Origin of the sequence: Streptomyces sp. NBC_00820, from assembly GCF_036347055.1 — a bacterium.
Taxonomy (GTDB): Bacteria; Actinomycetota; Actinomycetes; order Streptomycetales; family Streptomycetaceae; genus Streptomyces.
In genome coordinates this window covers 4,274,461-4,299,654 of the sequence record NZ_CP108882.1, presented here as the reverse complement: position 1 = coordinate 4,299,654, position 25,194 = coordinate 4,274,461, and the positions used below count along the sequence as shown (strand labels likewise).

The window sequence follows — 25,194 nt, the reverse complement described above, 5'->3', positions numbered from 1 at the left end:
CCACCGGACAAGGCCCGTCGCACCCGGCACTCCGGGCGCGGCGGGCCTTTCGCATGCCGGGCCCCGGACCGGCGCCGAGTCGGTTCTGGTGGGCTATACACGCGTAGAACAGCACGTGACAGGGTTACCAGCGATCTTCGCTCGCAATGGTGAAGAACTCCGGTATCGCCTGGCATATTCGATTTTCTCCGCCCTACGTTCCGCAGCGGAGGTGGTTCACATGAACGAACCCAGCAAGCAGCCCGACGCCACGGAACGGCACGAGGCCATCGACATCAGCGACTTCCTGTACGCGGCGACCGGATCCCGCGTCCGCCGTCTGACCATGCCGGACGGTTCCCACTGGTTCCCGGCCGTGGACGTGTGCAAGGAACTGGGGCACACGAACTCCCGGCAGGCGCTATCCGATCACGTCCCCGAAGGACACCGAGAGATTCTCGAGACCGTAACTGGAGCTTACGGTCTCAGCATTCCCGCAGGCAGAGAGTGGCGCCGAGACCTGAACGTCATCTCTCTCCAAGGCCTCATCCTCCTCGTCAACGCCTGCACCAAACCCGCCTGCGCCCCCTTCAAGCAGTGGGTCGCCGAGGTGATCGAGACGGTCCAGCGGGAGGGCTCGTACACCCTGGAGGAGGCGGAGGTGCAGCCGTCCGACCCGGGCGCGCCCATCGCGTACGCCATGCCCGAGCAGGTCGCCGAGGCCATCGTCCGTCTGGAGGCGCGCAACCTTCAGCTGGACGAGGAGCTCGCGGACGGGCAGCGCGAGTCGCTCTCGCTGCAGAGGGAGATGCTGGATATCCAGCGGGAGAACCTGGCCGCCCAGCAGGCCACGCTCGCCGTCCAGCAGGCCATGGTCCGGGCGATGGAACGCATCGCGGACCGGCTCGACGCCCTGGTCCTCGACCGCACCACGCCTGCCGCCGGCACCCTCACCGTCCAGCCCACCACGGAGTCCGTGCTGGCGGACTGGCGGGAGCGGCTGTCCGTGACCGAGGACGTGTGGACGGTGGCCGTGGTGATCGCCCCGGTACTGGTCGAGAAGGGTGAGCTGCGCGAGCCCCTCGAAACCATCGCGGCCCGCACGGGCCTCACCGTCCGCCGCGTCAACGAATGCCTCCGCCTGCTCCGCAAGCACGCCTGCATCCGCTCACACGGCGGAGCGGAGGACGGGGCGCCGGTGTACGTACTCCACCGGCGCTGAGGACGGCCCGGTCCTCACCGGCCGGAGAACGACGAAGGGGGCGGCCGCAAACCAACGTTGCGGCCGTCCCCTCCAAGTCCCGGACCCTATCTCACAGAACGTCCAGAATCCCTCGCTAGTCAGCCGTTCGGGTGAACCGCCGCAGTTCGTCGACGCGCAGCAGGCGCGCGAGGAGGAAGAACACCAGGGCCAGGGCGACGGTTCCGGCGGCCAAGGACAGAGCCGCGTTCGTCGTCCCGCTCGCCCCGACCGCGCCCGCGCAGGCGCGCGCCGCCGCCCAGGCCGCCGCCGCGCCGCCGGTCCCCGCGACCAGCAGCTTGCCGTACGTCCCGCGCAGGGCTCCGTCGTCCAGCCGGCCCCCGGTGCGTCGGGCCAGCAGGCGGGCGGTGAGCAGGAGGCCGGAGAAATAGGAGAGCGTGTAGGCCCCGGCCATGCCGGTCACGGCCCAGCGGGAAGGCAGCAGGACGTGACAGGCCGTGGCGAGCGCGATGTTGACGGCGCCGATCCACACGGCCATGAAGAACGGCGTACGGGTGTCCTCGAAGGCGTAGAAACCGCGCAGCAGCAGGTACTGCGCGGAGAACGGGATCAGCCCGAGGCCGAAGGCCTGGAGCATGTACCCGAGGGGCCGGGCGGACGCGGCGTCGGTGGCACCGTGGGCGAAGAGGAGTGTGGCGATGTCCGGGCCGAGCGCGACGAACAGCAGGGCGGCGGGCACGATGACGACCCCGCTGGCCCGCAGCGCCCGGGACAGGTCGGCACGCAGGTCCCCGATCCGGCCCTCGGCCGCGGCCTTGCTCATGCGCGGCAGCAGGGCGGTGACCAGGGAGACGGTGACGATCGACTGGGGCAGCAGCCAGATGGTCTGCGCGTAGCTGTACGCGGTGTAGCCCACACCCGCCTTCGGCAGGGCCTGGTCGGCCGCGTTGGCGTAGTTGGTCACGACCGTGAGCGCCACCTGGTTGGCGAGCACGAACAGCAGGGTCCACTTGGCCGCGTGCACGCCGGAGCCGAGTCCGGTGCCGCGCCAGTCGAAGCGCGGGCGGAAACGGAAGCCGGCGGCGCGGGCGAAGGGAAGGAGCGCGAGGGCCTGGACGGCGATGCCGGCGGTCGTACCGATGCCGAGCCACCACACCTGGGTCCCGGTGACCTCCGCCACGGTGTGCGGAACGGTCATCATGCCGAGGTAGGCCCCGAACATGGCGATGAGCACGACGTTGTTCAGTACCGGCGTCCACATCATCGCGCCGAACTTCTCGCGGGCGTTGAGGACTTGTCCGCAGATGGAGAAGAGGCCGTAGAAGAAGATCTGCGGGAGGAGGAACCGGGCGAAGACGACGGTGAGCCGGTAGGCCTCGTGCCGGTCCGGGGTGTCCCGTATGTACAGGCTCACGATCTCCGGCGCCGCCCACACGGCGAGCGCGGTCCCGAGAGCCAGCACGGTGACGACGAGTGTCACGAGCCGCTGTTCGTAGGCCCGTCCCCCGTCGGCGTGTGTGGCCCGGGCCCGCACCAGCTGCGGCACCAGTACGGCGTTGAGCGCGCCGCCGATGATCAGGGTGTAGAGGCTCGTCGGCACGGTGTTGGCCGTGTTGTACGTGCTGGCGAGCAGACCGGTGCCCAGCGCGGCGGCCTGCAGTACCTGACGGACCAGCCCGGTGGCCCGGGAGACGACGGTGCCGACGGCCATGAGCGCGGAGGACCGCGCGAGGCCGCCCCTCGCCGGTGTCGTCCGTCTCTCCTGGGACCGCTCCGCGTCCTTCGCCTCTATGACCATGCGCTCAACCTAAGGCAGTCGAGAGCATTCCCAGCCATCGCCCCGATGGCGCCGTCGGTCACCTGACGGGCACTCATGCGCCTTGTGTGCACGACGAGTTGGCGGACACGGACTCGCCGTGCTGATGCGGGCCGGCGAGGACCGAGCCACGCACCCGGGGTCGGGTGCGTGGCTCACTTGGTTCGCCGTGAACCGGTCAGGCCCAGGAGATGAGCCGCTTGGGCTCCTCCAGGATCGCCGCCACGTCGGCCAGCACCTTGGAGCCCAGCTCGCCGTCGACCAGGCGGTGGTCGAAGGAGAGGGCCAGGGTGGTGACCTGACGGGGCTTGACCTTGCCCTTGTGGACCCACGGCTGGAGCTTGATCGCGCCGACCGCGAGGATCGCGGACTCGCCGGGGTTGAGGATCGGCGTACCGGTGTCGACGCCGAAGACGCCGACGTTGGTGATGGTCACCGTGCCGCCCTGCATCGCCGCGGGCGAGGTCTTGCCCTCACGGGCCGTCGTCACCAGTTCGCCCAGTGCCTCGGACAGCTGCGGGAGCGTCTTGGCGTGGGCGTCCTTGATGTTGGGGACGATGAGGCCACGCGGTGTGGCCGCCGCGATGCCCAGGTTGACGTAGTGCTTGAGCACGATCTCCTGGTTGGCCTCGTCCCAGGACGCGTTGACGTCCGGGTTGCGCTTGATGGCGACCAGGAGTGCCTTGGCGATCAGCAGGAGGGGGTTGACGCGCAGCCCCTGGAACTCCTTGTCCTGCTTCAGCTCCTCGACCAGCTTCATGGTGCGGGTCACGTCCACCGTCACGAACTCCGTGACGTGCGGGGCCGTGAACGCCGAGCCGATCATCGCCTGCGCGGTCGCCTTGCGGACGCCCTTGACCGGGATCCGGGTCTCGCGCGCGCCGTCGTAGGCCACGACGGGCGCCGGAGCCGGAGCGGCCGGAGCGGCCGCAGCGGCGGGTTCCGGGACCGGGGCGGTGGTGGCGGGCGCGGCCGCCGCGTGGACGTCCTCGCGGGTGATGATCCCGTCCGGGCCGGACGGGACGATCGCCGTGAGGTCGACGCCGAGGTCCTTGGCCAGCTTGCGCACCGGCGGCTTGGCCAGCGGGCGGGGCCGGTCGGGGGCCGTCGTCGCGGCACCGGTGGCGCCGTGGCCGTTCAGCTCGGTCTGGATCGCCTGGGCGGCGGCCGGGACCGTGGCCTCGGGGCCCTTGCGCGGGCGGCGCTTGGTCGAGGAGGTGGCCACGCCGTAGCCGACCAGGACCGGGGTGCGGCCCTTCGGCTCGGCCTCGGGCTCCTCGGTGGCGGCGGGCGCGGGTGCCTCGGCGGGTGCCTCGGCCGGCGCGCCGCCGGCCACGTCCACCGCGATGATGGCCGTGCCCACGTCCACCGTGGTGCCCTCGGCGAAGCGCAGTTCGCGGACCACGCCGTCGTAGGGGATGGGGAGCTCGACGGCCGCCTTGGCGGTCTCGACCTCGCACACCACCTGGCCGTCGGTGACGGTGTCACCGGGCTGGACGTACCACTTGAGGATCTCGGCCTCGGTGAGTCCCTCGCCCACGTCGGGCATCTTGAACTCGCGTACGGAAGCTTCCGTCATCGTCGTCACGAACCCTCTCCTCAGTACGCCAGGGCACGGTCGACGGCGTCGAGCACCCGGTCCAGGCCCGGCAGGTACTCCTCCTCGATACGCGCCGGCGGGTACGGGGCGTGGTAGCCGCCGACCCGGAGCACCGGGGCCTCGAGGTGGTAGAAGCAGCGCTCCGTGATCCGGGCGGCGATCTCCGCGCCGGAACCGAAGAACACCGGTGCCTCGTGGACCACGACCAGGCGGCGGGTCTTCTCGACCGAGGCCTGGATGGTGTCGAAGTCCAGGGGACTGACCGAGCGCAGGTCCAGGACCTCCAGGGACTTGCCCTCCTCGGCGGCCGCGTCGGCCACCTCCTGGCAGAGCTTCACCATGGGGCCGTAGGCGGCCAGGGTGAGGTCGGTGCCCTCGCGGACGACCTGGGCCCTGTGCAGCGGGCCGGGGATCGCCTCGGAGTCGACCTCTCCCTTGTCCCAGTAGCGGCGCTTGGGCTCGAAGTAGATGACCGGGTCGTCGCTCTGGATGGCCTGCTGCATCATCCAGTAGGCGTCCGACGGGTTGGAGGGGCTGACGATCTTCAGGCCCGCCACGTGCGCGAAGAGCGCCTCGGGGGACTCGGAGTGGTGCTCGACCGCGCCGATGCCGCCGCCGTAGGGGATGCGGATGACGACCGGCATCTTGACCTTGCCCAGCGAGCGGGCGTGCATCTTCGCGAGCTGGGTGACGATCTGGTCGTACGCCGGGAAGACGAAGCCGTCGAACTGGATCTCCACCACCGGGCGGTAGCCGCGCAGGGCGAGGCCGATCGCGGTGCCGACGATGCCGGACTCGGCCAGCGGGGTGTCGATCACCCGATCCTCGCCGAAGTCCTTCTGGAGGCCGTCGGTGACGCGGAAGACACCGCCGAGCTTGCCGACGTCCTCGCCCATGACGAGGACCTTCGGGTCCGTCTCCAGGGCGCGGCGGAGCGACTCGTTGATCGCCTTGGCCAGGGCCATCTTCTCGGCCATCTCAGTGACCCCCCTCTGCGTCGGCGAACGACGCCTGGTAGGCGGCGAACTGGGCTCGCTCCTCGTCGACGAGCGCGTGCCCGTCCGCGTACACGTTCTCGAAGATGGCGAAGTGGTCCGGGTCGGGCATGGCGCGGACCGCTTCACGCACCCGTTTGCCCAACGTCTCGGACTCGGCCTCGAGTTCCGCGAAGAATCCCTCGTCCGCGTGGTTTGCGGCCTCCAGGAACCGGCGCAGGCGCAGGATCGGGTCCTTCGCCTCCCAGGCGGCGCGCTCGTCGTCGTGGCGGTAGCGGGTGGGGTCGTCGGAGGTGGTGTGGGCGCCCATGCGGTAGGTGAACGCCTCGACCAGGGTGGGGCCCTCGCCGGCGCGGGCGCGCTCCAGCGCCCACCGGGTGACCGCGAGACAGGCCAGCACGTCGTTGCCGTCCACCCGCACGCCCGGGAAGCCGTAGCCCTGGGCACGCTGGTAGAGCGGCACCCGGGTCTGCTTCTCGGTGGGCTCGGAGATGGCCCACTGGTTGTTCTGGCAGAAGAACACCACGGGGGCGTTGTAGACCGCGGAGAAGGTGAACGCCTCGGCCACGTCGCCCTGGCTGGAGGCGCCGTCGCCGAAGTAGGCGACGACGGCCGCGTCGGCGCCGTCCTTGGCCACGCCCATCGCGTAGCCGGTGGCGTGCAGCGCCTGGGAGCCGATGACGATCGTGTAGAGGTGGAAGTTGTTGCTGTTGGGGTCCCAGCCGCCGTGGTTCACGCCGCGGAACATGCCCAGCAGGTTGGTCGGGTCGACCCCGCGGCACCAGGCGACGCCGTGCTCGCGGTAGGTCGGGAAGACGTAGTCGTCCCCGCGGGTGGCCCGTCCGGAGCCGATCTGGGCGGCCTCCTGGCCGAGCAGCGACGCCCACAGGCCCAGCTCGCCCTGGCGCTGCAGGGCGGTGGCCTCGGCGTCGAAGCGACGGGTGAGCACCATGTCGCGGTACAGGCCGCGCAGCTCGTCGGCGGTGATCCCGGCGACGTAGGCGTCGAACTCGGCGTTCTTGACCCGCTTGCCCTCGGGCGTCAGGAGCTGCACGAGTTCGGGTTCGGTGCTCTTCTTCGCGGTGGTGCGGGTGGTGCGCTTGGTGCCGGTGGTCCCGGCACCGCTGCCGGTGGTCCCGGCCTTGCCTGCGGCGGTGCGTCGCGGCTTGCGCGCGGCACTGCTCTCCACGGTCACGTGTGCTCCTCCGTCGTTCCGGCCCCCGGGGTTGCCGGTGAGGCCTGGGGTCCCCCCGGCTCGTTCAGAGCTTGGGGGAGCGGCTCACCGTTCTCGACCACGGGCACGGGGTGGGTGCCACTCGGCCGGGAACAGGCGTGACAGGTGCCCCGGCGAGCGCCCTGCGAGTTTTACGTTACCCAGTGCTCCACATTTCTGTGAAACCCCACCTGACCTGCGTTTTTGCTTGGATATCCAAGTAAATCGACGCGATCGGGAAGCTTGCTGGTCACAGCCTTGCAGGAGGCCGGAGCAACGGCACGTTATCCCGGGCACCCCGGGCACGGGAAGAGCCGACGTGTGACACGGACCTCACCGTCAAAGGCGGAAAAATACGGGTTCGAGGTGGTCGGGGAGCAGCACACCGTCCCCCGCGCGGGTGTGCATTCGGACCAGTTCGCCACAGTACGCACACCATGTGACCGAAAGTGATCGACGGCGACTTTCTGTGACAACTCCCAGCTCACGGCCGCTTTTCGTGCCCTAGCATCTGCCGCGTGCCGCGCCCTTGTTTACCACCCCTTGTGCCCCATGCGCCCCCTCTGGGCGCCTTGTTACGTCTGTACTCCGCGGGTACGGCCCTCACCTGCGATCCCGTCGAACAGGGCCTGCTCAACCGCGGCTACCGGGTGCGCACCACCCGCGGCCGCTACTTCCTCAAGCACCACTTCGACCCCGACACCGCGGACCCGGACGCCATCGAACGCCGGCATCACGCCACCCAGCGCCTGGCCGACCTCGGCGTCCCGGTCGCCCCGCCGCTCGCGCACCGCGAGGGCCGTACCGTCGCCGTCGTCGGCGGCCACGCGTACGCCCTGCACCCCTGGATCGACGGCAGGCACCGCCACGGCGGCCAGCTCACCCGCGCCGAGAGCGCACGCCTGGGGGCGCTCCTGGGCGCCGTACACGCCTGCCTGGAGCACGTGATGCCACCCAAGGGGCGCACCCGCCCCGCCACGAGCCCCCACCCCGTCCGGAGTGCCGACCCGGCGGCCACCTTCGACCTCATCGACGACCTGCTGGCCCACGTGCGCCGTCACCGCCCCGCCGACGCCTTCGACGAACTGGCCCGGCACCGGCTCCTGGAGCGCCGCGCCCTGCTGGAGCAGCACGCCGGCCGGCGCCCGCCGCCGGGTGGCCCGGTCGGCTGGGTGCACGGCGACTTCCACCCGTTCAACCTGCTCTACCGGGGTGACGCGCCGGCCGCCATCGTGGACTGGGACCGGCTCGGCGTGCAGCCCCGCGCGGAGGAGGCCGTACGCGCCGCCGCGATCTTCTTCGTCCGGCCGGCGGGCACGCTGGACCTGCCGAAGACGCGGGCCTACGCGCGCGCGTACCGGCGCGCCGCCGGGATCTCGCCCTCGGAGCTGGCGGCGGCCGTGCACCGGGTGTGGTGGGAGCGCCTGAACGACTTCTGGATGCTGCGCTGGCACTACGAGCGCGGCGACACCCGCGCGGACTGCCAGTTCCCGGCGGCCTCCGCGCTCGCGGTGTGGTGGACACGCGAGTACGACGCCGTGTGCGACGCGTTCGCGGAATGAGTCCGGAGCAGAGGCGAGCGCGACCCACGCGCGCGTGGGGCTGCGGGAGGGAACTCCAGAACCGGGTTTCGAGCCCGCGCACAACGCACGCGCGCGTGGGGCTGTTGCCCGCACGCGCGCGTGGGTGATCTGTCCGGTGCCCGGCCCGGCGGCCCGTCCGACGACATGTCCGGCGTCCTCGCCGGCGCCCTCACCGCCCCGTCCGCCCGTCACGCCTCACGGCGAGGTGAGGGCGGACAGGGCGGGCGGAGCGGCAGGAGCGGGCGTGTCAGACGGTTCCGGAGTTCTTCAAGGAGTGGTGCCGGCCACGGTGCCCGCGTCCGCGGCGCCCGCGTCCGTGCCGTCCGTGGTGCCCGCGTCCGTGCCGCCGGCCGCCGGGTCGGTCGGCGTCGTCGGAGCGGTCTGCGGGTCCGTCGGCTCCACGGTGGTCTGCGGGTCCGTCGGCTGGTCGGTCGGCTCCGAGGTGGCCGTCTCGGACGGGGTCTGCGACGGGGTGTACGACGGCGGCCAGTTCGAGCCGGTCCCACCCGTTCCCGAACCGTCGTCCGTGGTCGTGTCCGTGGGCTGGTCGGTGCTGTCGTCGGACGGCTTGTCGGTGGCCTTGTCGTCCTTCGTGCTCTGCGACTGGCTCGGCGACGGCTTGGTGCCCGGGTCCTTCCCGCCGCCGCCCGTGTTGTTCAGCGCCAGCGCGACGCCCGCCGCGATCGCGACCACCGCGAGGACGGCCAGGATCCACAGCTTGCCGCGGCCGCTACCCCTGTTGCCGTGTCCCTCGAAGCCGCCGTCGTCCGGATACCCGCCGGGCAGGATCTGCTGCGGGATCTGGGTGGTGCCGGGACCGCCGGGGTGCTGCATCGCGGTCGTGTGCGCGAAGCCGCCCGCCGCGGGGCCGCGGCCGTCGTGGGTGTCCACCGGCCCGGTGTTCCAGGTGCCGGTGTGGCCGCCCTGGTCGTACAGCATCTGCAGGCTGTACTGGATCAGGCCGCGCATCTCCTCGGCCGTCTGGAACCGGTCGTCCGGCTCCTTGGCCAGCGAGCGCATGACCAGGCCGTCCAGCTCCGGCGGGCAGCCGTCGGAGGCCGTCGAGGGCGGGTTCGGCATGTCCTGGACGTGCTGGTAGACCACCGACAGCGGGGTCTCGCCGGTGAACGGGGGCCTGAGCGCGAGCAGTTCGTACAGCAGGCAGCCGGTCGCGTACAGGTCGGAGCGGTAGTCGACGGCCTTGCCGAGCGCCTGCTCCGGGGACAGGTACTGGGGGGTGCCCATGACCATGCCGGTCTGCGTCATCGTCGACTGCGCGCCGTGCAGGGCGCGGGCGATGCCGAAGTCCATCACCTTCACCGCGCCGTTGTCGGTGATGATGACGTTGGCGGGCTTGATGTCGCGGTGCACGATGCCGTGCTGGTGCGAGTAGGCGAGCGCCTCGAGCACGCCGGAGACGATGATCAGGGCCTGCTCGGGGCCCGGCGCCTCGGCGTTCGTCAGCAGTTCGCGGATGGTGCGGCCCTCGACCAGCTCCATCACGATGTACGGCACGGCGTGGCCGTTCGCCTGGTCCTCGCCGGAGTCGTACACGGCGACGATCGCGTGGTGGTTGAGCCCTGCCACCGACTGGGCCTCACGCGTGAAGCGGGCCTTGGAGACCGGGTCCTCGGCGAGGTCGGAGCGGAGCAGCTTGACCGCGACCGTGCGGCCCAGACGGACGTCCTCGGCCGCGAACACCTCGGCCATCCCGCCCCGGCCCAGCCGGTGTGTCAGCCGGTACCGGCCATCGCCGACAAGCCCTCCGTTGCCCCACATCTCAGGCGCGTCCGACATTCCGCCGCCAGCCGCCTCGGGGTCGGACGGGCCCTGGGCGCTGTGCGTCTGTGCCATCGGTCCTCGCCGTCGTTTCTGCCCGCGATGCGCGCGGTGTTGTCACGGGTCTTCCGTCGGGCCACGCTACAGCCTCCGCGAGGGCCGCCGGTCCGGATCCGCCGCCGGGACCGGACCCGGGCGGACCGGCCATGAAACCCCCAGCACGCTCCCTCGTGCAAATTGCGTGCACCGGTGGTGCGCCGGCTGTAACGCTTGCGCGACGCTTCCTTCGCGTACGGTCACGGAACGGGCACCGAGCTTGACGTGTCCGTGCCCTGGGGCAGACTTGGCCGGGAATGGGACATTGGATCAAGGCATGTTCGCCCAGCGACGGCGCCGGACGGCCAGTGGGGGACGCGGAGAGATGAGCCAGGACGGCGCACAGGACCGGTACGCGGGACGGGCGCTGGCCGGCGGCCGTTACCAGCTGCGCGACCTGCTCGGCGAAGGCGGCATGGCCTCCGTCCACCTCGCGTACGACGCCGTCCTGGACCGCCAGGTCGCGGTCAAGACCCTGCACACCGAACTCGGCCGGGAACCCGCCTTCCGCGAGCGCTTCCGCCGCGAGGCCCAGGCCGTGGCCAAGCTCACGCACACCAACATCGTCTCCGTCTTCGACACCGGCGAGGACGAGACGGACGGCATGACCACGCCGTACATCGTCATGGAGTACGTCGAGGGCCACCCGCTCAGCTCCGTTCTCGACCAGGACCTCCGGCAGTACGGCGCGATGCCCGCCGACAAGGCACTGAAGATCACCGCGGACGTCCTCGCGGCGCTGGAGATCAGCCACGAGATGGGGCTGGTCCACCGGGACATCAAGCCGGGCAACGTGATGGTCACCAGGCGCGGTGTGGTCAAGGTGATGGACTTCGGCATCGCGCGTGCCATGCAGTCCGGTGTCACGTCGATGACCCAGACCGGCATGGTCGTCGGCACCCCGCAGTACCTCTCGCCCGAGCAGGCCCTCGGCCGCGGCGTGGACCCGCGCTCCGACCTGTACTCGGTCGGCATCATGCTCTTCCAGCTGGTCACCGGCAGGCTGCCGTTCGAGGCCGACTCGCCGCTGGCGATCGCCTACGCGCACGTGCAGGAGGAGCCGGTGGCACCCTCCTCGGTCAACCGCGCCCTGCCGCCCGCCGTGGACGCCCTGGTGGCCCGCGCGCTGAAGAAGAACCCGAACGAGCGTTTCCCGACCGCGGAGTCCATGCGCGACGAGTGCCTGCGCGTCGCCGCCTCCTTCCAGGCCGCCCCGCCGAGCATCGTGCCGGGCGCCGCGCCGACCCAGAGCGGCGCGGGCGTCGCCTCCGCGGTGTTCCCGCCGGTCGGACAGCAGACCCCGGCGCCCACCGGACCGGTCCAGACGCCGTACCAGCCGACTCCGGCGCCCGGCCCGTACGGCGGCCCGGCACCCACCCCGGCCCCGGCCCCGGCCCCGGCCCCGGCCCCGGCGTACGGATATCCGCAGCAGGGCGGCTACCCGACCCACCCCGTCGGGTACGGGCAGCACCAGGCACCGGCCTACGGCGTGCCGCCCCAGACGTCGGGGGGTTCCCCCAGCAGGGGCGGCGGCCGGGGCAGGACGGTGATCGGCGCCTCGGTCGTCGCGGTCGTCGCGGTCGGCGTCGCCGTCGGCCTGGTGCTGCACGGCGGCACGAAGGACGACAAGGGCGGCGGCAACCCCGGGCGCTCGGCGTCGAAGCACGCGACGGACTACAAGGGTCCGGACGTGTCCCGGACCATCGACAAGACCGAGTGCACGGAGCCGGCGGAGTCGTACAACGACCCGACGAAGGTCCGGCTGCCGGACTTCAAGTTCAAGTACATCAAGTCCGTGAAGGAGTGCGCGCAGGCGGCGCACTGGCGGGTGAAGCCTGTCCCGGTCGACGAGAACACCTGGGGCGAAGGCGCGGTGATCAGGCAGTTCCCCCAGCCGGGCACGGACGTCGACCCGAAGGACGTCGAGATCGAGCTCAGCGTGTCGACGGGCAACCCCTGACCGTCCCCGGACATCGGTGAGGGGCCCGGCGGGCGAACCGCCGGACCCCTCACAAAGCCGGTTTACGTGTTTTACGCCGGTCTACAGGTACGGGCCGCCCGAGCGGGTGCCCATGCGCGGGTCCTCTCCGTCGTGGGCCGCGCCCGGCGGGAGCGCGCGGCGCATCTGCTCCAGCTGGGCCCGTGCGGCCATCTGCTGGGCGAACAGCGTCGTCTGGATCCCGTGGAAGAGGCCTTCCAGCCAGCCCACCAGCTGAGCCTGCGCGATCCGCAGTTCCGCGTCGCTCGGGGTGACGTCGTCCATGAAGGGCAGGGAAAGCCGCTCCAGCTCCTCGACCAGCTCGGGAGCGAGACCGTCCTCCAGCTCCTTCACCGAGCTGCGGTGGATCTCCTTGAGACGGGCACGGCTGGCCTCGTCGAGGGGAGCGGCGCGCACCTCCTCCAAGAGCTGTTTGATCATGCTGCCGATCCGCATGACCTTGGCCGGCTGCTCGACCTGCTCCGTGACCGGGGTCTCGCGGGACTCCGCGTCTCCGCCGCCGCCGAGAGCCATCCCGTCCTGGCCCACGACGAGGATCTGGGGATTCTCCGGCGACCGTTCGTTCCTCGGCATCTCCATGCCGCCATTCTCTCGCACCGGTACACCTCACCACCGGGGCGCCCCCTCTCGCGGCCGTTCCACCGTTTAGCCCCGTCGGCCCAATCCGGAATGCCCGATCTGCCGGGCGATGTGAGTCTGGATGCCATCGGTTTTCCGTCGGTCACGCATATCCGTCGGTCACGGCAACTCGGCTCCGGGAGGTCACCGACGTGACTCCATGGCTGCGACTCACGCTCCGCCTCGTGCGGGTGCTGCTCGTCCTCGCGGCGAGCGTTCCCGCGTACGGCACGGCCACGGCGTACGGCGCCGAGTCCGCTCCACCGGGTTCCCCCGCGCCCTCCTCGGCCGCCGCGCGCCCGCCTTCCTCCCCCGCTCCCTCCGCGTCGCCGTCGCCGTCCGCGTCCTCCGGCGTGCCCGCCCGCGTCACCTCGCGGGAGTCCCGCTCGCCGTCCCCGTCGCACGTACAGCCGTCGCGGGCGGGCAGCCGGGCGGGCGAGGGCCGGATGCGGCCGGGGCGGCCGGACGGGCGGGACCCCGGGGAGGGGGCCGACGACGACATCCCGAACGGCAGGGAGCACGCCGACCCGGACAACCCGGGCGGGGACTATCCGGAGGAACCGGAGACGGCGGAGACCCCGGGCGGGACGTCGGCGGTCTCCGACGCGCCGACGGAGGCCGGAGCGGACCCCGCCCCGACAACGCTGCCCCCGGCCCAGAACGCCGTCCAGCAGAGCGGGGGCCAGACCGAGCCGACGCTCCAGATCCTGCCGCTGGGCAGCGGGCTGGTGCTCATCGGACTCGGCCTGGCCCTGGCCTTCGTGGGCCTGCGGATCCGGCACTACTGACCCGGCGGTTACGGCGCCCCGCACCCGCTGGGGCGCCCCGTACCCGTACCCGTCACCGTCACGGCGCGACCAGCAGCACCTTTCCGATGTGCCCGCTGCCCTCCACCACGCGGTGCGCCTCGGCCGCCTCCGTCATGGGCAGCTCACGGTCGACGATGGGGCGGATGTGCCCGGAGGCGATCAGCGGCCACACGTGCTCGCGTACGGCGGCCACGATGGTCGCCTTCTCGCTCAGCGGCCGGGCCCGCAGCGAGGTCGCGGTGATGGCCCCTTCCTTGCTCAGCAGGGCGGCGATGTTCAGCTCGCCCTTGATGCCGCCCTGCATGCCGATGATCGCGAGGCGTCCGTTGACAGCGAGGGCCTGGACGTTGCGGTCCAGGTACTTGGCGCCCATGTTGTCGAGGATGACGTCGGCACCCGCGCCGTCCGTGGCCCGCCTGATCTCGGTGACGAAGTCCTGGTCGCGGTAGTTGATCAGGACGTCGGCGCCCAGCTCGGCGCAGTACTCCAGCTTCTCCTTGGACCCGGCGGTCACCGCGACCCGGGCGCCGACGGCCTTGGCCAGCTGGATCGCCATCGTGCCGATGCCGCTGGAGCCGCCGTGCACGAGCAGCATCTCGCCGGGGCGCAGGTGGGAGACCATGAAGACGTTGGACCAGACCGTGCAGACCACCTCGGGCAGCGCGGCGGCCTGCGTCAGGCTGACGCCCGCGGGCACGGGCAGCAGCTGCCCGGCCGGGACGACGACCTTCTCGGCGTAGCCGCCGCCCGCGAGCAGCGCGCACACCTCGTCGCCGACGGCCCAGCCGGAGACTCCGGGGCCGACAGCGGCGATCGTGCCGGAGCACTCCAGGCCCGGGTAGGGGGACGCGCCGGGCGGCGGGTCGTAGAAGCCCTGGCGCTGCATGATGTCGGCTCGGTTGACGGCGGTGGCCGCCACGTCGACGAGCACCTCGCCCTCGCCGGGCACCGGATCGGGCACCTCGCTCCACACCAGCGTCTCGGGCCCACCAGGTTCGGGAATCGTGATCGCATGCATGTCCGCGACGCTACTCCCCGGGTCCGTCCGCTCCCGGGGCGGACCCGCTGTCCCCTTCCGGAGCCCACCCGCTCAGTCTTGGGGGAGCGGGCGCAGGTGCGGGGTGACGTGGGTGCTGGGCGTCGCGCGGACGATGGTGATCAGGCGGTCCGTCAGCTGGAGCGTGCCGATGGACGGGTCGTCGTAACCGAGAACCCGGTGTCCGCGCAGGACGCTCACCACGAGGTCGTCCGTCTCGCGCGGTGTCTTGCCCGCCTCGGCCCGGACCACGGGCCGTTCGACCAGATCCAGGCCGCTGCCCTGCTGGATCAGGTCTTCCATGACCATGCTGGCTGCGGGGCTGAGCACGGACAGCCCGAGCAGCCGGCCGGCCGCGCCGGAACTGGTGATGACCGCGTCCGCGCCCGACTGCTTGAGCAGCGGGGCGTTCTCCTCCTCGCGCACGGCGGCCACGATCTTCGCGTTCCGGTTGAGCTGCCGGGCGGTCAGGGTGACGAGGACGGCGGTGTCGTCGCGCTGCGGGGCGACGATGATCTGACGCGCCTTGTCCACCTCGGCCCGCTTGAGGACCTCGCTGCGGGTGGCGTCACCCACGACGCCCGCGTATCCCTCGGCGGTGGCCGCGTCGATCGCCCTGGGGCTGGGGTCGACCACGACGACACGGTCCTTCTTCAGCCCGGTCGCGCAGACGGTCTGAACGGCCGACCGCCCCTTGGTACCGAAGCCGATGACCACGGTGTGGTCGCGCACGGTGGACCTCCAGCGCTTCAGTCGCCATTCCTCCCGGGTGCGTTCGGCGAGGACCTCCAGCGTCGTGCCGACCAGGATGATCAGGAACAGCACGCGCAGGGGGGTGATGACGAAGATGTTGGTGAGCCGGGCGGCGTCGCTGACCGGGGTGATGTCGCCGTATCCGGTGGTGGAGAGGGTGACGGTGGCGTAGTAGAACGCGTCCAGCAGGTCGACGGGGCCGTCGGAGTTGTCGTGGTAGCCGTCGCGGTCGGCGTAGACGGTGAGCGCGGTGGCGACCAGCACGAGAAGGGCCATGAGCAGCCGTTCGACGACCTGGCGGATCGGACGCTCCACCACTTTCCGCGGGAGTCTCACCCGCTGGGTCACCAGATGCTCGTCCGCTTGGCGGGCGATGGCGTCATGGCCCGGAAGTTTCACGTGAAACACACCCCGGTTCCCGCCGCCCACGGCAGGTCGATCAGCTCGGTCTCCTCGCCCTGCCGCGCACCGCCCGGCCGTACGACGGCCAGCGCGTCGGAGGCGGCGATCCCCCGCAGCATGGCCGGGCCGCTGTAACGCAGCGGTACGGCCCGGTCGCCGCGCAGCACCACGGGGACGAGCCGGGTGTCGTGCGGATGCCCGTGCACCGTCTCCCTGAGCGGCAGCGCGTACGGCTCGGGGGCGGGGCGGGCTGCGAGGGTGCGCAGCAGGGGCTCGGCGAGGGTGATCAGGCCGGAGACGGCAGCCAGGGGGTTGCCGGGCAGGCCGACGAGGTGCTGGTTGTCCTTGATGCGGGCGAGCAGCATGGGGTGGCCGGGCCGCACCTGGACTCCGTCGACGAGGAGTTCGGCGCCGATGCGCTCCAGGATGGGGTGGACGTGGTCGACGGGGCCGGCGGCGGTGCCGCCGGTGGTGAGGATGAGGTCGGCGCGGGAGGTGGTGAGCGCCTTCTGCAGGGCCTTGGCGTCGTCGCCCAGCCGGCGTACGGCGGTGACCTCGGCGCCGAGCGCGCGCAGCCAGCTCGGCAGCATGGGGCCGAGCGCGTCCCGGATCAGGCCGTCGTGCGGGAGTCCCTCGGTGAGCAGTTCGTCGCCGAGGACGAGGACGTCCACACGGGGGCGCGGGACGGTCATGAGGGTGTCGTACCCGGCGGCCGCGGCGAGGCCCAGGACGGCGGGGGTGACCAGGGTTCCCATGGGCAGCAGCTGGTCGCCGCTGCGGCACTCCTGGCCGCGTGGACGGATGTCCTGGCCGTGGCTCATCTCCCGGGTGGGGTGGAGCCGGCCCTGGGGGTCGGTGCGGCCGTGTTCGCTGCGCAGGACCGCGGTGGTGTCGGCGGGTACACGGGCGCCGGTCGCGATCCGGGCCGCCTCGCCGTCGGTGAGCGGCTTCGGCCTCGCTTGCCCGGCGAGTACGCCCTCCTCCCGCACCTGCCAGGGGCCCGGTCCGGCGACCGCCCAGCCGTCCATCGCGGAGGTGTCGAACGAGGGCAGGTCGCTGAGCGCCGTCAGGGGGGCGGCGAGGACCAGGCCGAGGGCGTCGGCGAGGGAGACGGAGACGGGCGCGCCGCGACTCGCGCCGCGGGCTGCGCGGGCGGCGATCTCGCGGGCACGGGGCCAGGAGGTGGCCTGGTGCCGCTCGGATCGCGGTTCGGATCGCGGTTCGGATCGCGATCCGTGCGGGGGGTGCCCGTGCGGGTCGCTCCGGGGGGCGGCCCGGTGGCCGCCACCGGCATCCCCCAGGCCCCTCACCAGGGCCAGGGCCTCCTCGACGTCGAAGTCGTCCAGGTCCCCGCTCCTCTCCCTCTCCCTGCTCGTCTCTCTGCCCGTGTCCCTGCCCCTACCCCTGTTCCGGGTGTCCTTGGCGTCCCTGGCCTCTTTGGTGCCGCTGGCTTCTTCGGTGCCGTTGGCATCTTTGGCGCCCTTGGTGCCGGACGTTCCGGAGCGGGTGCCGGGTGTCGGGGCGGGGGCGGTCATCCGGCGTCGGGGGCGGCGGCGTCCCCGCTCTTGTCTTCGTTCTCTTCCTCCCAGCGGCGCACCAGCGCGGCGACCGCGCGGGAGGCCTCGGCCACGGCTTCGGGGCCTCCCTTGCCCTGGGCCGCGGCGTAGCCGACGAGGAAGGTGGTGAGGGGCGCGGCGGGCCGGTCCACGCCGTGGGCGACGTCGCGTGCGACGTCGAGCAGGCCGCGGATGTCGACGTCGAGGTCGATACCCAGTTCGTTCTTGACTGTGGTGATCCATTCATCGAGCACGTGCCCATGCTCCCTGATCCGGGCCCTGGCGTGGGCGATGTCGTCCCAGGTGTCGCAGTCGAAGGACGCGAGCGCGTCCGGGACGCGGGTCAGACGCAGGGCGCCGACGAGCCGGCGCAGGGGCAGGCCGGTGAGTCCGTCGTGCGCGGCGGCGAGGTCCGCGAGGGCGTGGCGCAGCGCTTCGGTGCGGTAGGCGGCGACGAGCGGCTGGTCGCGGCCGTCGGCGTCGGTGAGCAGCGCGCCGTCGGCGCCGGTCTCCCGCAGGGTGCTCAGCAGCCTGCGCACGGTGGCCGTGTCGAGGAACGGCAGGTCGGCGGAGAGCACGAGGGCGTGCTCGGCGGTGGTGAGCCGCAGGCCGGCGTCCAGGGCGGCGACGGGTCCGCCTCCGGACGGCTCCTCGCGTGTCCAGCGCACCGGGCGGTCGGTCGGCCGCGGACCGGCCACGACGACGGTCGTGGCCGCGTCGGCGCAGGCGGCGAGCACCCGGTCGAGCAGGGCGCGGCCGCCGACCTGGACGCCGGGCTTGTCGGCCCCGCCGAGGCGCCGCGCGGCGCCACCGGCCAGGACGACGGCGTCGTACGGCGCGGCGGTGCCGGGGGCCTCGGTGCCCCCGGTCTCCGTGGCGGGCATCCCCGTGGTGGGCTCGGAGGCCTCGGCGGGCTCAGGGGCGGTGGGGGCGTTGTCGGTCACCCTTCGAGTATGTCCCGCGGTTCCTTTCTCCTGAGCCCTACGTCATGAGCCTCGCGGCCCGGAAGGGGTTCTGCGGGCCCGGCAGAAGCCTGCGGACCCGGCGGCAGCCTGCGGGCCCCGTGGGAACCTGCCGGCCCGGCGGGAGCCTGCGGGCCCGGTGAGAGCCTGCGGGCCCGGCGGGTGTCACAGCGTGCGCAGCAGCACCGCCGGCTGTTCCACGCAGTCCGCCACGTATCGCAGGAAGCCGCCCGCCGTGCCGCCGTCGCACACCCGGTGGTCGAAGGTGAGCGAGAGCTGCACGACCTGGCGCACCGCCAGCTCGCCCTCGTGCACCCACGGTTTGGGGATGATGCGGCCGACGCCGAGCATGGCCGCCTCGGGGTGGTTGATGATCGGGGTGGATCCGTCGACGCCGAAGACCCCGTAGTTGTTCAGCGTGAAGGTGCCACCGGTGAGTTCGCCGGGTGTGAGCGTGCCGGTGCGGGCGGCGTCGGTGAGCCGGGCGAACTCGGCCGTCAGCGACTCCGCGTCGCGTGCGTGGGCGTCCCGGACGACCGGCACGACCAGTCCGCGCTCGGTCTGCGCGGCGAACCCGAGGTGCACATGGCCGAGTCGGACGACCTCGCGGGCGTCGGTGTCGACGTAGGAGTTCAGCTCGGGGAACCGGGCGAGAGCGGCGGTGCAGACGCGGGCGAGCAGCGCGAGGAGGGAGATCTTCGGTCCTCCGGCGGCGTTCATGGCGGCCCGCGCGCGCATGAGTTCGGTGGCGTCGGCGTCGACCCAGCAGGTCGCGTCCGGGATCTCGCGGCGGCTGCGCGCGAGCTTGTCCGCGACGGCGCCGCGGATGCCCTTGAGGGGGATACGGACGCCCTCGGGGTGCCCGGCCGGTGAGAGGGGGGCCGGTGAGACGGGGGCCGACGGGGCCGGTGCCGGACCGGTCGTGACCCCGGTCGCCGCCGGAAGGGTGGCGGCTCCGGCCGTACGGCCGTCCTGGACCGTCCGGGCGCGCAGGACGGTCTCGACGTCCACGCGCAGGATCAGACCGTCCGGGCCCGAGCCGGTCAGCACGCGCAGGTCCAGGTCGTTGTCGCGGGCGAGCTTGCGCACGAGGGGCGAGATGACGGGGACGGGCCCTTCGGCGAGGGGTGCGCTCTCGCGTGCGAGAACGGTGCCGGCGAAGGCCGCGCCCGCGTCCCGGGCGGCCGTGCCGCCCGTGCCGGCCGCTGCGGTGCTGCCGTTCGCCGGGCGGTACTCCGGCGCGGTGGGCGTCCCGGCCCGCGCGCCCGCCGGGCCCGCGGTCACCGGTGCCGGCCGCACCCTGCGGCGCCGGGTGGGCGCCTCGGAGGTGCCGTAGCCGACCAGGACGTTGCCCGATCCCCCGGCCTCCGCTTCCGCTTCCGGGGTCCGCGGGCCCACGGCGACCGTCAGCAGGGGCGCTCCCACGGGCAGTTCCGTGCCCTCCTCGCCGTAGCGGGCGGTGACCACGCCGCCGTAGGGGCAGGGGACCTCGACCATCGCCTTGGCCGTCTCGACCTCGACGACCGGCTGGTCGACGGCGACGACGTCGCCGACCCGCACCAGCCAGCGCACGATCTCCGCCTCGGTGAGGCCTTCGCCGAGGTCGGGGAGCTTGAACTCCAGCACCTGTGCCATCAGCCCTCGGCCTCCCACTGCAGGCGTGCCACGGCGTCCAGGATGCGGTCGACGCCGGGCAGGTGGTGCCGCTCCAGCATGGGCGGCGGGTAGGGGATGTCGAAGCCGGCCACGCGCAGCACCGGCGCCTCCAGATGGTGGAAGCAGCGCTCGGTGACGCGGGCCGCGATCTCGCCGCCCGGACCGCCGAACCCGGTCGACTCGTGCACGACGACCGCGCGTCCGGTACGCCGTACGGCCGCGCAGACCGTCTCGTCGTCGAACGGCACCAGGGAGCGCAGGTCGACGACCTCCAGGTCCCAGCCCTCCGCCTGGGCGGCCTCGGCGGCCTCCAGGCAGACAGCCACGGACGGGCCGTAGGTGAGGAGCGTGGCGCTGCTGCCGGGGCGTCGCACCACCGCGCGCCCGATCGGCTCGACGTCCGTGGGGTGCTCGGGGTTCCAGGCGTCCTTGGACCAGTACAGGCGCTTGGGCTCCAGGAAGACGACCGGGTCGTCGGAGGCGATCGCCTGGCGCAGCAGCCCGTAGGCGTCGGCGACGGTGGCCGGGGTGACGACGTGCAGGCCGGGGGTGGCCATGTAGTACGCCTCGGAGGAGTCGCTGTGGTGCTCGACCCCGCCGATGCCGCCGCCGTAGGGGACGCGCACGGTGATCGGCAGGGGCATCCGGCCGCGCGTGCGGTTGCGCATCCGTGAGACGTGGCTGATCAGCTGCTCGAACGCCGGGTAGGCGAAGGCGTCGAACTGCATCTCCACCACCGGCCTGAGGCCGTACATGGCCATGCCGACGGCGGTGCCGAGGATGCCCGCCTCGGCCAGCGGGGTGTCGGTGCAGCGGTCCTCGCCGAACTCCTTGGCGAGTCCGTCGGTGACCCGGAAGACACCGCCGAGGGTGCCGACGTCCTCGCCCATGACGTGCACGGTGGGGTCGGCGGCCATCGCGTCACGCATCGCGCGCGTGAGGGCCTGCGCCATGGTGGCGGGCTTGGCGGCGACGGTCGTCATCGCTGGTCGCCTTCCTGGTCGTCGCGGTCTGCCCGGTCGTCCTGGTCGGCCTGTTCGGCGTCGAGTTCGGCGCGCAGCAGGGCGCGCTGTTCGCGCAGTTGCGCGGTGTTCTCGGCGTAGACGTGGTCGAACAGGTCCATGGGGTCGAGTTCGGGGTCCTGGTTCATCCGCTCACGCAAGGAGGCGGCCATCGCCTCGGCGTCCTGCCGGGCGGCTTCGATGCCGGCCTCGTCCAGCAGGCCGCGCGCGGTGAGTTCGCGCTCCAGCAGCTGGACGGGGTCGTGCGCGCGCCACGCCTCGACCTCGGCGTCACCGCGGTAGCGGGTGGCGTCGTCGGCGTTGGTGTGGGCGTCGATGCGGTAGGTCACCGCCTCGACCAGGGTGGGGCCACCGCCTTCACGCGCGCGGCGTACCGCTTCGGTGAGCACCTCGTGCACGGCGGCGGCGTCGTTGCCGTCGACCAGCCGGCCCGGCATGCCGTAGCCGACGGCCTTGTGGGCCAGGGAGGGCGCGGCGGTCTGCTTGGCGAGCGGGACGGAGATGGCGAAGCCGTTGTTCTGCACCAGGAAGACGACCGGTGCCTGCCAGACGGCGGCGAAGTTCAGCGCCTCGTGGAAGTCGCCCTCGCTGGTGCCGCCGTCGCCGACCATGGCGAGCGCGACGACATCATCCCCCTTGAGGCGGGCGGCGTGCGCGAGGCCGACGGCGTGCGGGAGCTGGGTGGCCAGCGGGGTGCTCAGCGGGGCCACGCGGTGGGCATGGGGGTCGTAGCCGTTGTGCCAGTCGCCGCGCAGCAGGGTGAGGACCTCGACGGGGTCCACCCCCCGGGCGACGACGGCGAGCGTGTCGCGGTAGCTGGGGAAGAGCCAGTCGCGCTCTTCGAGGGCCAGCGCGGCGGCGACCTCGCAGGCCTCCTGGCCGGTGGTGGAGGGGTAGACCGCGAGACGGCCCTGCTTGGTCAGGGCGGTTGCCTGGACGTTGTACCGGCGGCCCCGGACCAACTGGGCGTAGAGCCTGCGCAGCAGGTCGGGGTCGGCCTTGGCGGCCGCCTCGGTGCCGAGGACGCGGTGGGGCTCGGCGTCGGGCAGCAGCGGCGCGGGGTCCATGCGGGGCTGCCAGGCGGGCGGCGGCGACGACCGGTATCCGCCTCGCTGCTCCATGACCGTCATGACGGCACCTCCTCGTGGGAGCGGCTACGAGAGACGGGTCGGCTGTGACCCGCCTCACCTACCGATTGTTCGGTCGCCGGCACATTTTGGCTACAGGCCCCGCCAGGCTGTGGACAAACGGTTCTGCACAACCTGGAATGAATGCAGGACGTCCACGGCGGTGAAGCGGGGGGACATGGCACCTGAACAAATGGCCCAGGGCCCGGAGGACGCTGCCGTGCTACCGCCGCCCCGGCCGCTGGACGCCATCGACCAGGACATCCTGAAGATCCTCCAGGCGGACGGCCGCGCCTCGATACGGTCCGTCGCCGAACGCGTCCACGTCTCCCGCGCCAACGCCTACGCGCGGATCAACCGGCTCGTCGAGGACGGGGTGATCCGCGGCTTCAGCGCCCGCGTCGACCACGAGCGGGCCGGGCACGGCACGTCGGCGTACGTCACGCTGAAGATCGTCCAGAACACCTGGCGCACGGTCCGCGAGCAGCTGAGGGAGCTGCCGGGCGCCTCCCACATCGCCCTGGTGGGCGGCGACTTCGACGTCCTGCTCCTGGTGCACACGCCCGACAACAGGGCGCTGCGCGAGCTGGTGCTCACCCGGCTCCAGGCGATCCCGGAGGTCCTCAGCACCCGCACGCTGCTGGTGTTCGAGGAGGAGGACCTGGAACCGGAGACCTGAGCCCCGGCCCCGCCCCGCTCCCCCTGCTCTTCCCCTGCCCTTCCCCTGCCCTGCCTCAGTCCCGGCGCAGGCCGGAGAAGACCAGCCGGGCCACGGCTTCGGCCACCTCGCGCCCACTGGCGCCGCGCGCCTCGGGCCGGTACCACTCCACGACGGAGTTGATCATCCCGAAGACCAGCCGGGTCGCCAGCCGCACCTCGACGTCCGCGCGTACGTCCCCGTCGTCGGCGGCGGCCTTCAGCAGCTCGGCGACACGGTGGTCGAAGTCCCGGCGCCGCTCCAGCGCCCACCGCTCGGTCTCGGTGTTCCCGCGCACGCGCAGCAGCAGCGTGACGTACGGCAGCTCGGATATGAGCACCTCGACCATGCGCCGTACGACGTGTTCCAGCCGGTCCACGGGCCGGCCCACGCACGCGTGCTCCTCCTCCAGGATCGCGAACAGGCCGTCCAGCGCCCGGCTGACGGCCCGGCGCAGCAGCTCCTCCTTGCCGCTGACATGGTGGTAGATCGACGACTTGGAGATGCCCGCCGCCTTGGACAGGTGCTCCATGGACGTGCCGTCGTAGCCGCGGTCGTTGAAGACCTGGACGGCGACGGAGAGCAGCGTCTCGGGGGTGTAGGTGTCGCGCCGTGCGGTGGTCATGAGGTGCCCTCCCGCTTGTCGGAGGCGTGGGCGTGGGCGTGGCGGTGGAGTGCGAGGGATGGCGCGTACCGGCCGCAGGAATCGCGGTCGTGCATGTCTTCCAGCAGGTCGTAGGCCCAGCGGCGGCCGAGCCTGCGGCTCCACTCGAAGGGTCCGAGCGGGTAGTTGACGCCCAGCCGCATCGCGGTGTCGATGTCCTCCTCGGTGGCGACACCCTTGACGACGGCGTCGTGCGCGAGGTCGATAATGCGGGCCACCGTGCGGGCCACGATCATGCCGGGGACGTCGCCGATGACACTGACGTCCTTGCCGAGCGCCTGGAAGAGGCCGATGGCCTCGGCGAGGGTCTGCGGCGAGGTGTCCTGGGAGGCGGACAGGGCGATGCGGGTGGCCGCCCGGTAGTCGAGGGCGAGGTCGAAGTAGACGACGTCGCCGAACTCCACGGAGGTCTGGCCGTCGACGAGGACCAGGTCGCCGCCGCTCGGCAGCACCAGGAAGGAGCCGTTCTCCTCTTCCTCCTCGCGGACCTGGATGCCCGCCTCGCGGATCATCGCGAGCAGTTCGGACGCGGGGCCGAGCGAGCCCTCGACGGTGACGTACGCGGGCGCCTGCTCCTTCTCCGCGGTGTGCGGCTCGGGGCGCTCGGCGCCGTCGGCGTAGTCGTACCAGCCGCGCCCGGACTTGCGGCCGAGCCGGCCGGACTCGACCAGCCTGCGCTGGGCGAGGGAGGGCGTGAAGCGGACGTCCTGGAAGAAGGACTGCCACACCGAGTGGGTGACGGACTCGTTGACGTCCTGCCCGATGAGGTCGGTCAGTTCGAAGGCGCCCATCCGGAAGCCGCCGCACTCGCGCAGGACGGCGTCGACGGTGGCCGGTTCGGCGCCCTGGATCTCGTGCACGGAGAAGGCCTCGGCGTAGAAGGGCCGGGCGATGCGGTTGACGATGAAGCCCGGCGTGTCCGCGCAGGCCACCGGGGTCTTGCCCCAGGCACGGGCGGTCTCGTACGCGCGCGTGGCCGACGTGACGTCGGTGGCGAACCCGGAGACCACCTCGACCAGCGGCAGCAGCGGGGCCGGGTTGAAGAAGTGCAGGCCCACGCAGCGGCCGGGGTTGGCGAGGACGCCGCCGATGGCCGTCACCGACAGGGACGAGGTGTTGGTGGCGAGCAGGCAGTCCTCGGAGACGGTCCGCTCCAGCTCCCGGAAGAGCTCCTGCTTGACGTCCAGCCGCTCCAGTACGGCCTCGACGACCAACGCGCAGTCGGCCAGCGCGCCGATGGCGTCGACGGGCGTGAGCCGGGCGCGCGCCGCGTCCCGGTCCGCCGGGGTGAGCCGGTCCTTCGCCACGAGGCGGTCCAGGCGCGCGCCGATCGCGTCGGCCGCCTCCTGGGCGCGCCCGGGCACGGTGTCGTACAGCCGCACGGGGTGGCCGGCGACCAGCGCGACCTGGGCGATGCCCTGGCCCATGGTGCCGGTGCCGACGACGGCCACGGGGCTGCTGAGGTCGATTGCTGTCATGTGCGCGATCCTCCCGCACGACGTTGTCCACAGATGCGGCGGACCCCCTTGTCCCGACCGATCGTTCGGTTACTCTAGCTCTGACCGCTCGATCCCGCTGTGCTTTCTCCGTTTCCGCCCAGGTCATGAACTCGAAGACGAGTTCTGCAGACG

General features: G+C 72.3%; 20 protein-coding genes. 5 read left to right on the top strand and 15 right to left on the bottom strand.

Annotated features, from left to right (window positions below; all coding sequences use genetic code 11):
* Positions 1–220: 220 nt before the first annotated feature.
* The gene (locus tag OIB37_RS19480; protein ID WP_330458881.1) at positions 221–1,201 is read left to right on the top strand and encodes a BRO-N domain-containing protein; all 981 of its coding nucleotides are present in this window, start codon (positions 221–223) and stop codon (positions 1,199–1,201) included.
* 115 nt (positions 1,202–1,316) lie between these two features.
* On the opposite strand, the gene murJ is transcribed toward OIB37_RS19480, so the two are convergent.
* From murJ to pdhA (OIB37_RS19460), 4 genes are all read right to left on the bottom strand, one after another.
* The gene (gene murJ, locus OIB37_RS19475; protein ID WP_330458880.1) at positions 1,317–2,978 is read right to left on the bottom strand and encodes a murein biosynthesis integral membrane protein MurJ; all 1,662 of its coding nucleotides are present in this window, start codon (positions 2,976–2,978) and stop codon (positions 1,317–1,319) included.
* A gap of 196 nt (positions 2,979–3,174) precedes the next feature.
* A complete protein-coding gene (locus tag OIB37_RS19470) occupies positions 3,175–4,584 on the bottom strand; it encodes a dihydrolipoamide acetyltransferase family protein (protein WP_330458879.1) in 1,410 nt (469 codons plus the stop codon).
* 11 nt (positions 4,585–4,595) lie between these two features.
* Positions 4,596–5,573, bottom strand: coding sequence for an alpha-ketoacid dehydrogenase subunit beta (locus OIB37_RS19465; protein ID WP_330458878.1), 978 nt, complete (start codon positions 5,571–5,573; stop codon positions 4,596–4,598).
* A gap of 1 nt (position 5,574) precedes the next feature.
* Complete coding sequence (pdhA, locus tag OIB37_RS19460; RefSeq protein WP_330458877.1) at positions 5,575–6,786, bottom strand: pyruvate dehydrogenase (acetyl-transferring) E1 component subunit alpha; 1,212 nt, start codon at positions 6,784–6,786, stop codon at positions 5,575–5,577.
* Positions 6,787–7,349: 563 nt separating this feature from the next.
* Between pdhA (OIB37_RS19460) and OIB37_RS19455 the strand changes: the two genes are divergently transcribed.
* Positions 7,350–8,366: a phosphotransferase gene (locus OIB37_RS19455; protein ID WP_330458876.1), complete on the top strand. Its 1,017-nt coding sequence runs from the start codon at positions 7,350–7,352 to the stop codon at positions 8,364–8,366.
* A gap of 288 nt (positions 8,367–8,654) precedes the next feature.
* Here the strand turns inward: OIB37_RS19455 and OIB37_RS19450 are convergent, their stop codons facing one another.
* Positions 8,655–10,241, bottom strand: a complete 1,587-nt coding sequence (locus OIB37_RS19450) for a protein kinase domain-containing protein (RefSeq protein WP_330458875.1) — start codon at positions 10,239–10,241, stop codon at positions 8,655–8,657.
* A gap of 346 nt (positions 10,242–10,587) precedes the next feature.
* Here OIB37_RS19450 and OIB37_RS19445 point away from each other — a divergent pair, with 346 nt between their 5' ends.
* Positions 10,588–12,222 carry a Stk1 family PASTA domain-containing Ser/Thr kinase gene (locus tag OIB37_RS19445; RefSeq protein WP_330458874.1) on the top strand — a complete coding sequence of 545 codons (1,635 nt, stop codon included), beginning with the start codon at positions 10,588–10,590 and terminating at the stop codon, positions 12,220–12,222.
* Between the two features lie 81 nt (positions 12,223–12,303).
* Here OIB37_RS19445 and OIB37_RS19440 read toward each other — a convergent pair whose 3' ends face one another.
* Positions 12,304–12,840 carry a bacterial proteasome activator family protein gene (locus OIB37_RS19440; RefSeq protein ID WP_330458873.1) on the bottom strand — a complete coding sequence of 179 codons (537 nt, stop codon included), beginning with the start codon at positions 12,838–12,840 and terminating at the stop codon, positions 12,304–12,306.
* 191 nt (positions 12,841–13,031) lie between these two features.
* Here OIB37_RS19440 and OIB37_RS19435 point away from each other — a divergent pair, with 191 nt between their 5' ends.
* On the top strand, positions 13,032–13,667 hold the full coding sequence (locus OIB37_RS19435; protein ID WP_330458872.1) for a hypothetical protein: 636 nt from the start codon (positions 13,032–13,034) through the stop codon (positions 13,665–13,667).
* Between the two features lie 58 nt (positions 13,668–13,725).
* Here the strand turns inward: OIB37_RS19435 and OIB37_RS19430 are convergent, their stop codons facing one another.
* The 7 genes from OIB37_RS19430 to pdhA (OIB37_RS19400) form a co-directional block, all read right to left on the bottom strand.
* Entirely contained in the window at positions 13,726–14,706 is a 981-nt protein-coding gene (locus OIB37_RS19430) for an NAD(P)H-quinone oxidoreductase (RefSeq protein ID WP_330458871.1), read from the bottom strand.
* A gap of 72 nt (positions 14,707–14,778) precedes the next feature.
* Positions 14,779–15,876: a potassium channel family protein gene (locus tag OIB37_RS19425; protein WP_330458870.1), complete on the bottom strand. Its 1,098-nt coding sequence runs from the start codon at positions 15,874–15,876 to the stop codon at positions 14,779–14,781.
* Positions 15,873–17,414, bottom strand: a complete 1,542-nt coding sequence (locus OIB37_RS19420; RefSeq protein ID WP_330458869.1) for a molybdopterin molybdotransferase MoeA — start codon at positions 17,412–17,414, stop codon at positions 15,873–15,875. The genes OIB37_RS19425 and OIB37_RS19420 overlap by 4 nt, the downstream gene beginning before the upstream one ends.
* The gene (locus OIB37_RS19415) at positions 17,411–18,379 is read right to left on the bottom strand and encodes an NTP transferase domain-containing protein (protein WP_443058176.1); all 969 of its coding nucleotides are present in this window, start codon (positions 18,377–18,379) and stop codon (positions 17,411–17,413) included. Before OIB37_RS19415 ends, OIB37_RS19420 begins: the two co-directional genes overlap by 4 nt.
* 183 nt (positions 18,380–18,562) lie before the next feature.
* Complete coding sequence (locus OIB37_RS19410; RefSeq protein WP_330458868.1) at positions 18,563–20,032, bottom strand: dihydrolipoamide acetyltransferase family protein; 1,470 nt, start codon at positions 20,030–20,032, stop codon at positions 18,563–18,565.
* Positions 20,032–21,036, bottom strand: coding sequence for an alpha-ketoacid dehydrogenase subunit beta (locus OIB37_RS19405; RefSeq protein ID WP_330458867.1), 1,005 nt, complete (start codon positions 21,034–21,036; stop codon positions 20,032–20,034). Before OIB37_RS19405 ends, OIB37_RS19410 begins: the two co-directional genes overlap by 1 nt.
* Positions 21,033–22,205 (bottom strand): pyruvate dehydrogenase (acetyl-transferring) E1 component subunit alpha, encoded by a 1,173-nt coding sequence (gene pdhA / locus OIB37_RS19400; RefSeq protein WP_330458866.1) that lies wholly within the window; start codon positions 22,203–22,205, stop codon positions 21,033–21,035. Before pdhA (OIB37_RS19400) ends, OIB37_RS19405 begins: the two co-directional genes overlap by 4 nt.
* A gap of 175 nt (positions 22,206–22,380) precedes the next feature.
* Here pdhA (OIB37_RS19400) and OIB37_RS19395 point away from each other — a divergent pair, with 175 nt between their 5' ends.
* Positions 22,381–22,881, top strand: coding sequence for an Lrp/AsnC family transcriptional regulator (locus tag OIB37_RS19395; RefSeq protein ID WP_443058175.1), 501 nt, complete (start codon positions 22,381–22,383; stop codon positions 22,879–22,881).
* Positions 22,882–22,936: 55 nt separating this feature from the next.
* On the opposite strand, the gene OIB37_RS19390 is transcribed toward OIB37_RS19395, so the two are convergent.
* Both OIB37_RS19390 and OIB37_RS19385 read right to left on the bottom strand, forming a co-directional pair.
* Positions 22,937–23,524 carry a TetR/AcrR family transcriptional regulator gene (locus OIB37_RS19390; RefSeq protein ID WP_330458865.1) on the bottom strand — a complete coding sequence of 196 codons (588 nt, stop codon included), beginning with the start codon at positions 23,522–23,524 and terminating at the stop codon, positions 22,937–22,939.
* A complete protein-coding gene (locus OIB37_RS19385) occupies positions 23,521–25,041 on the bottom strand; it encodes a 3-hydroxyacyl-CoA dehydrogenase (RefSeq protein WP_330458864.1) in 1,521 nt (506 codons plus the stop codon). The genes OIB37_RS19390 and OIB37_RS19385 overlap by 4 nt, the downstream gene beginning before the upstream one ends.
* Between the last annotated feature and the right edge of the window lie 153 nt (positions 25,042–25,194).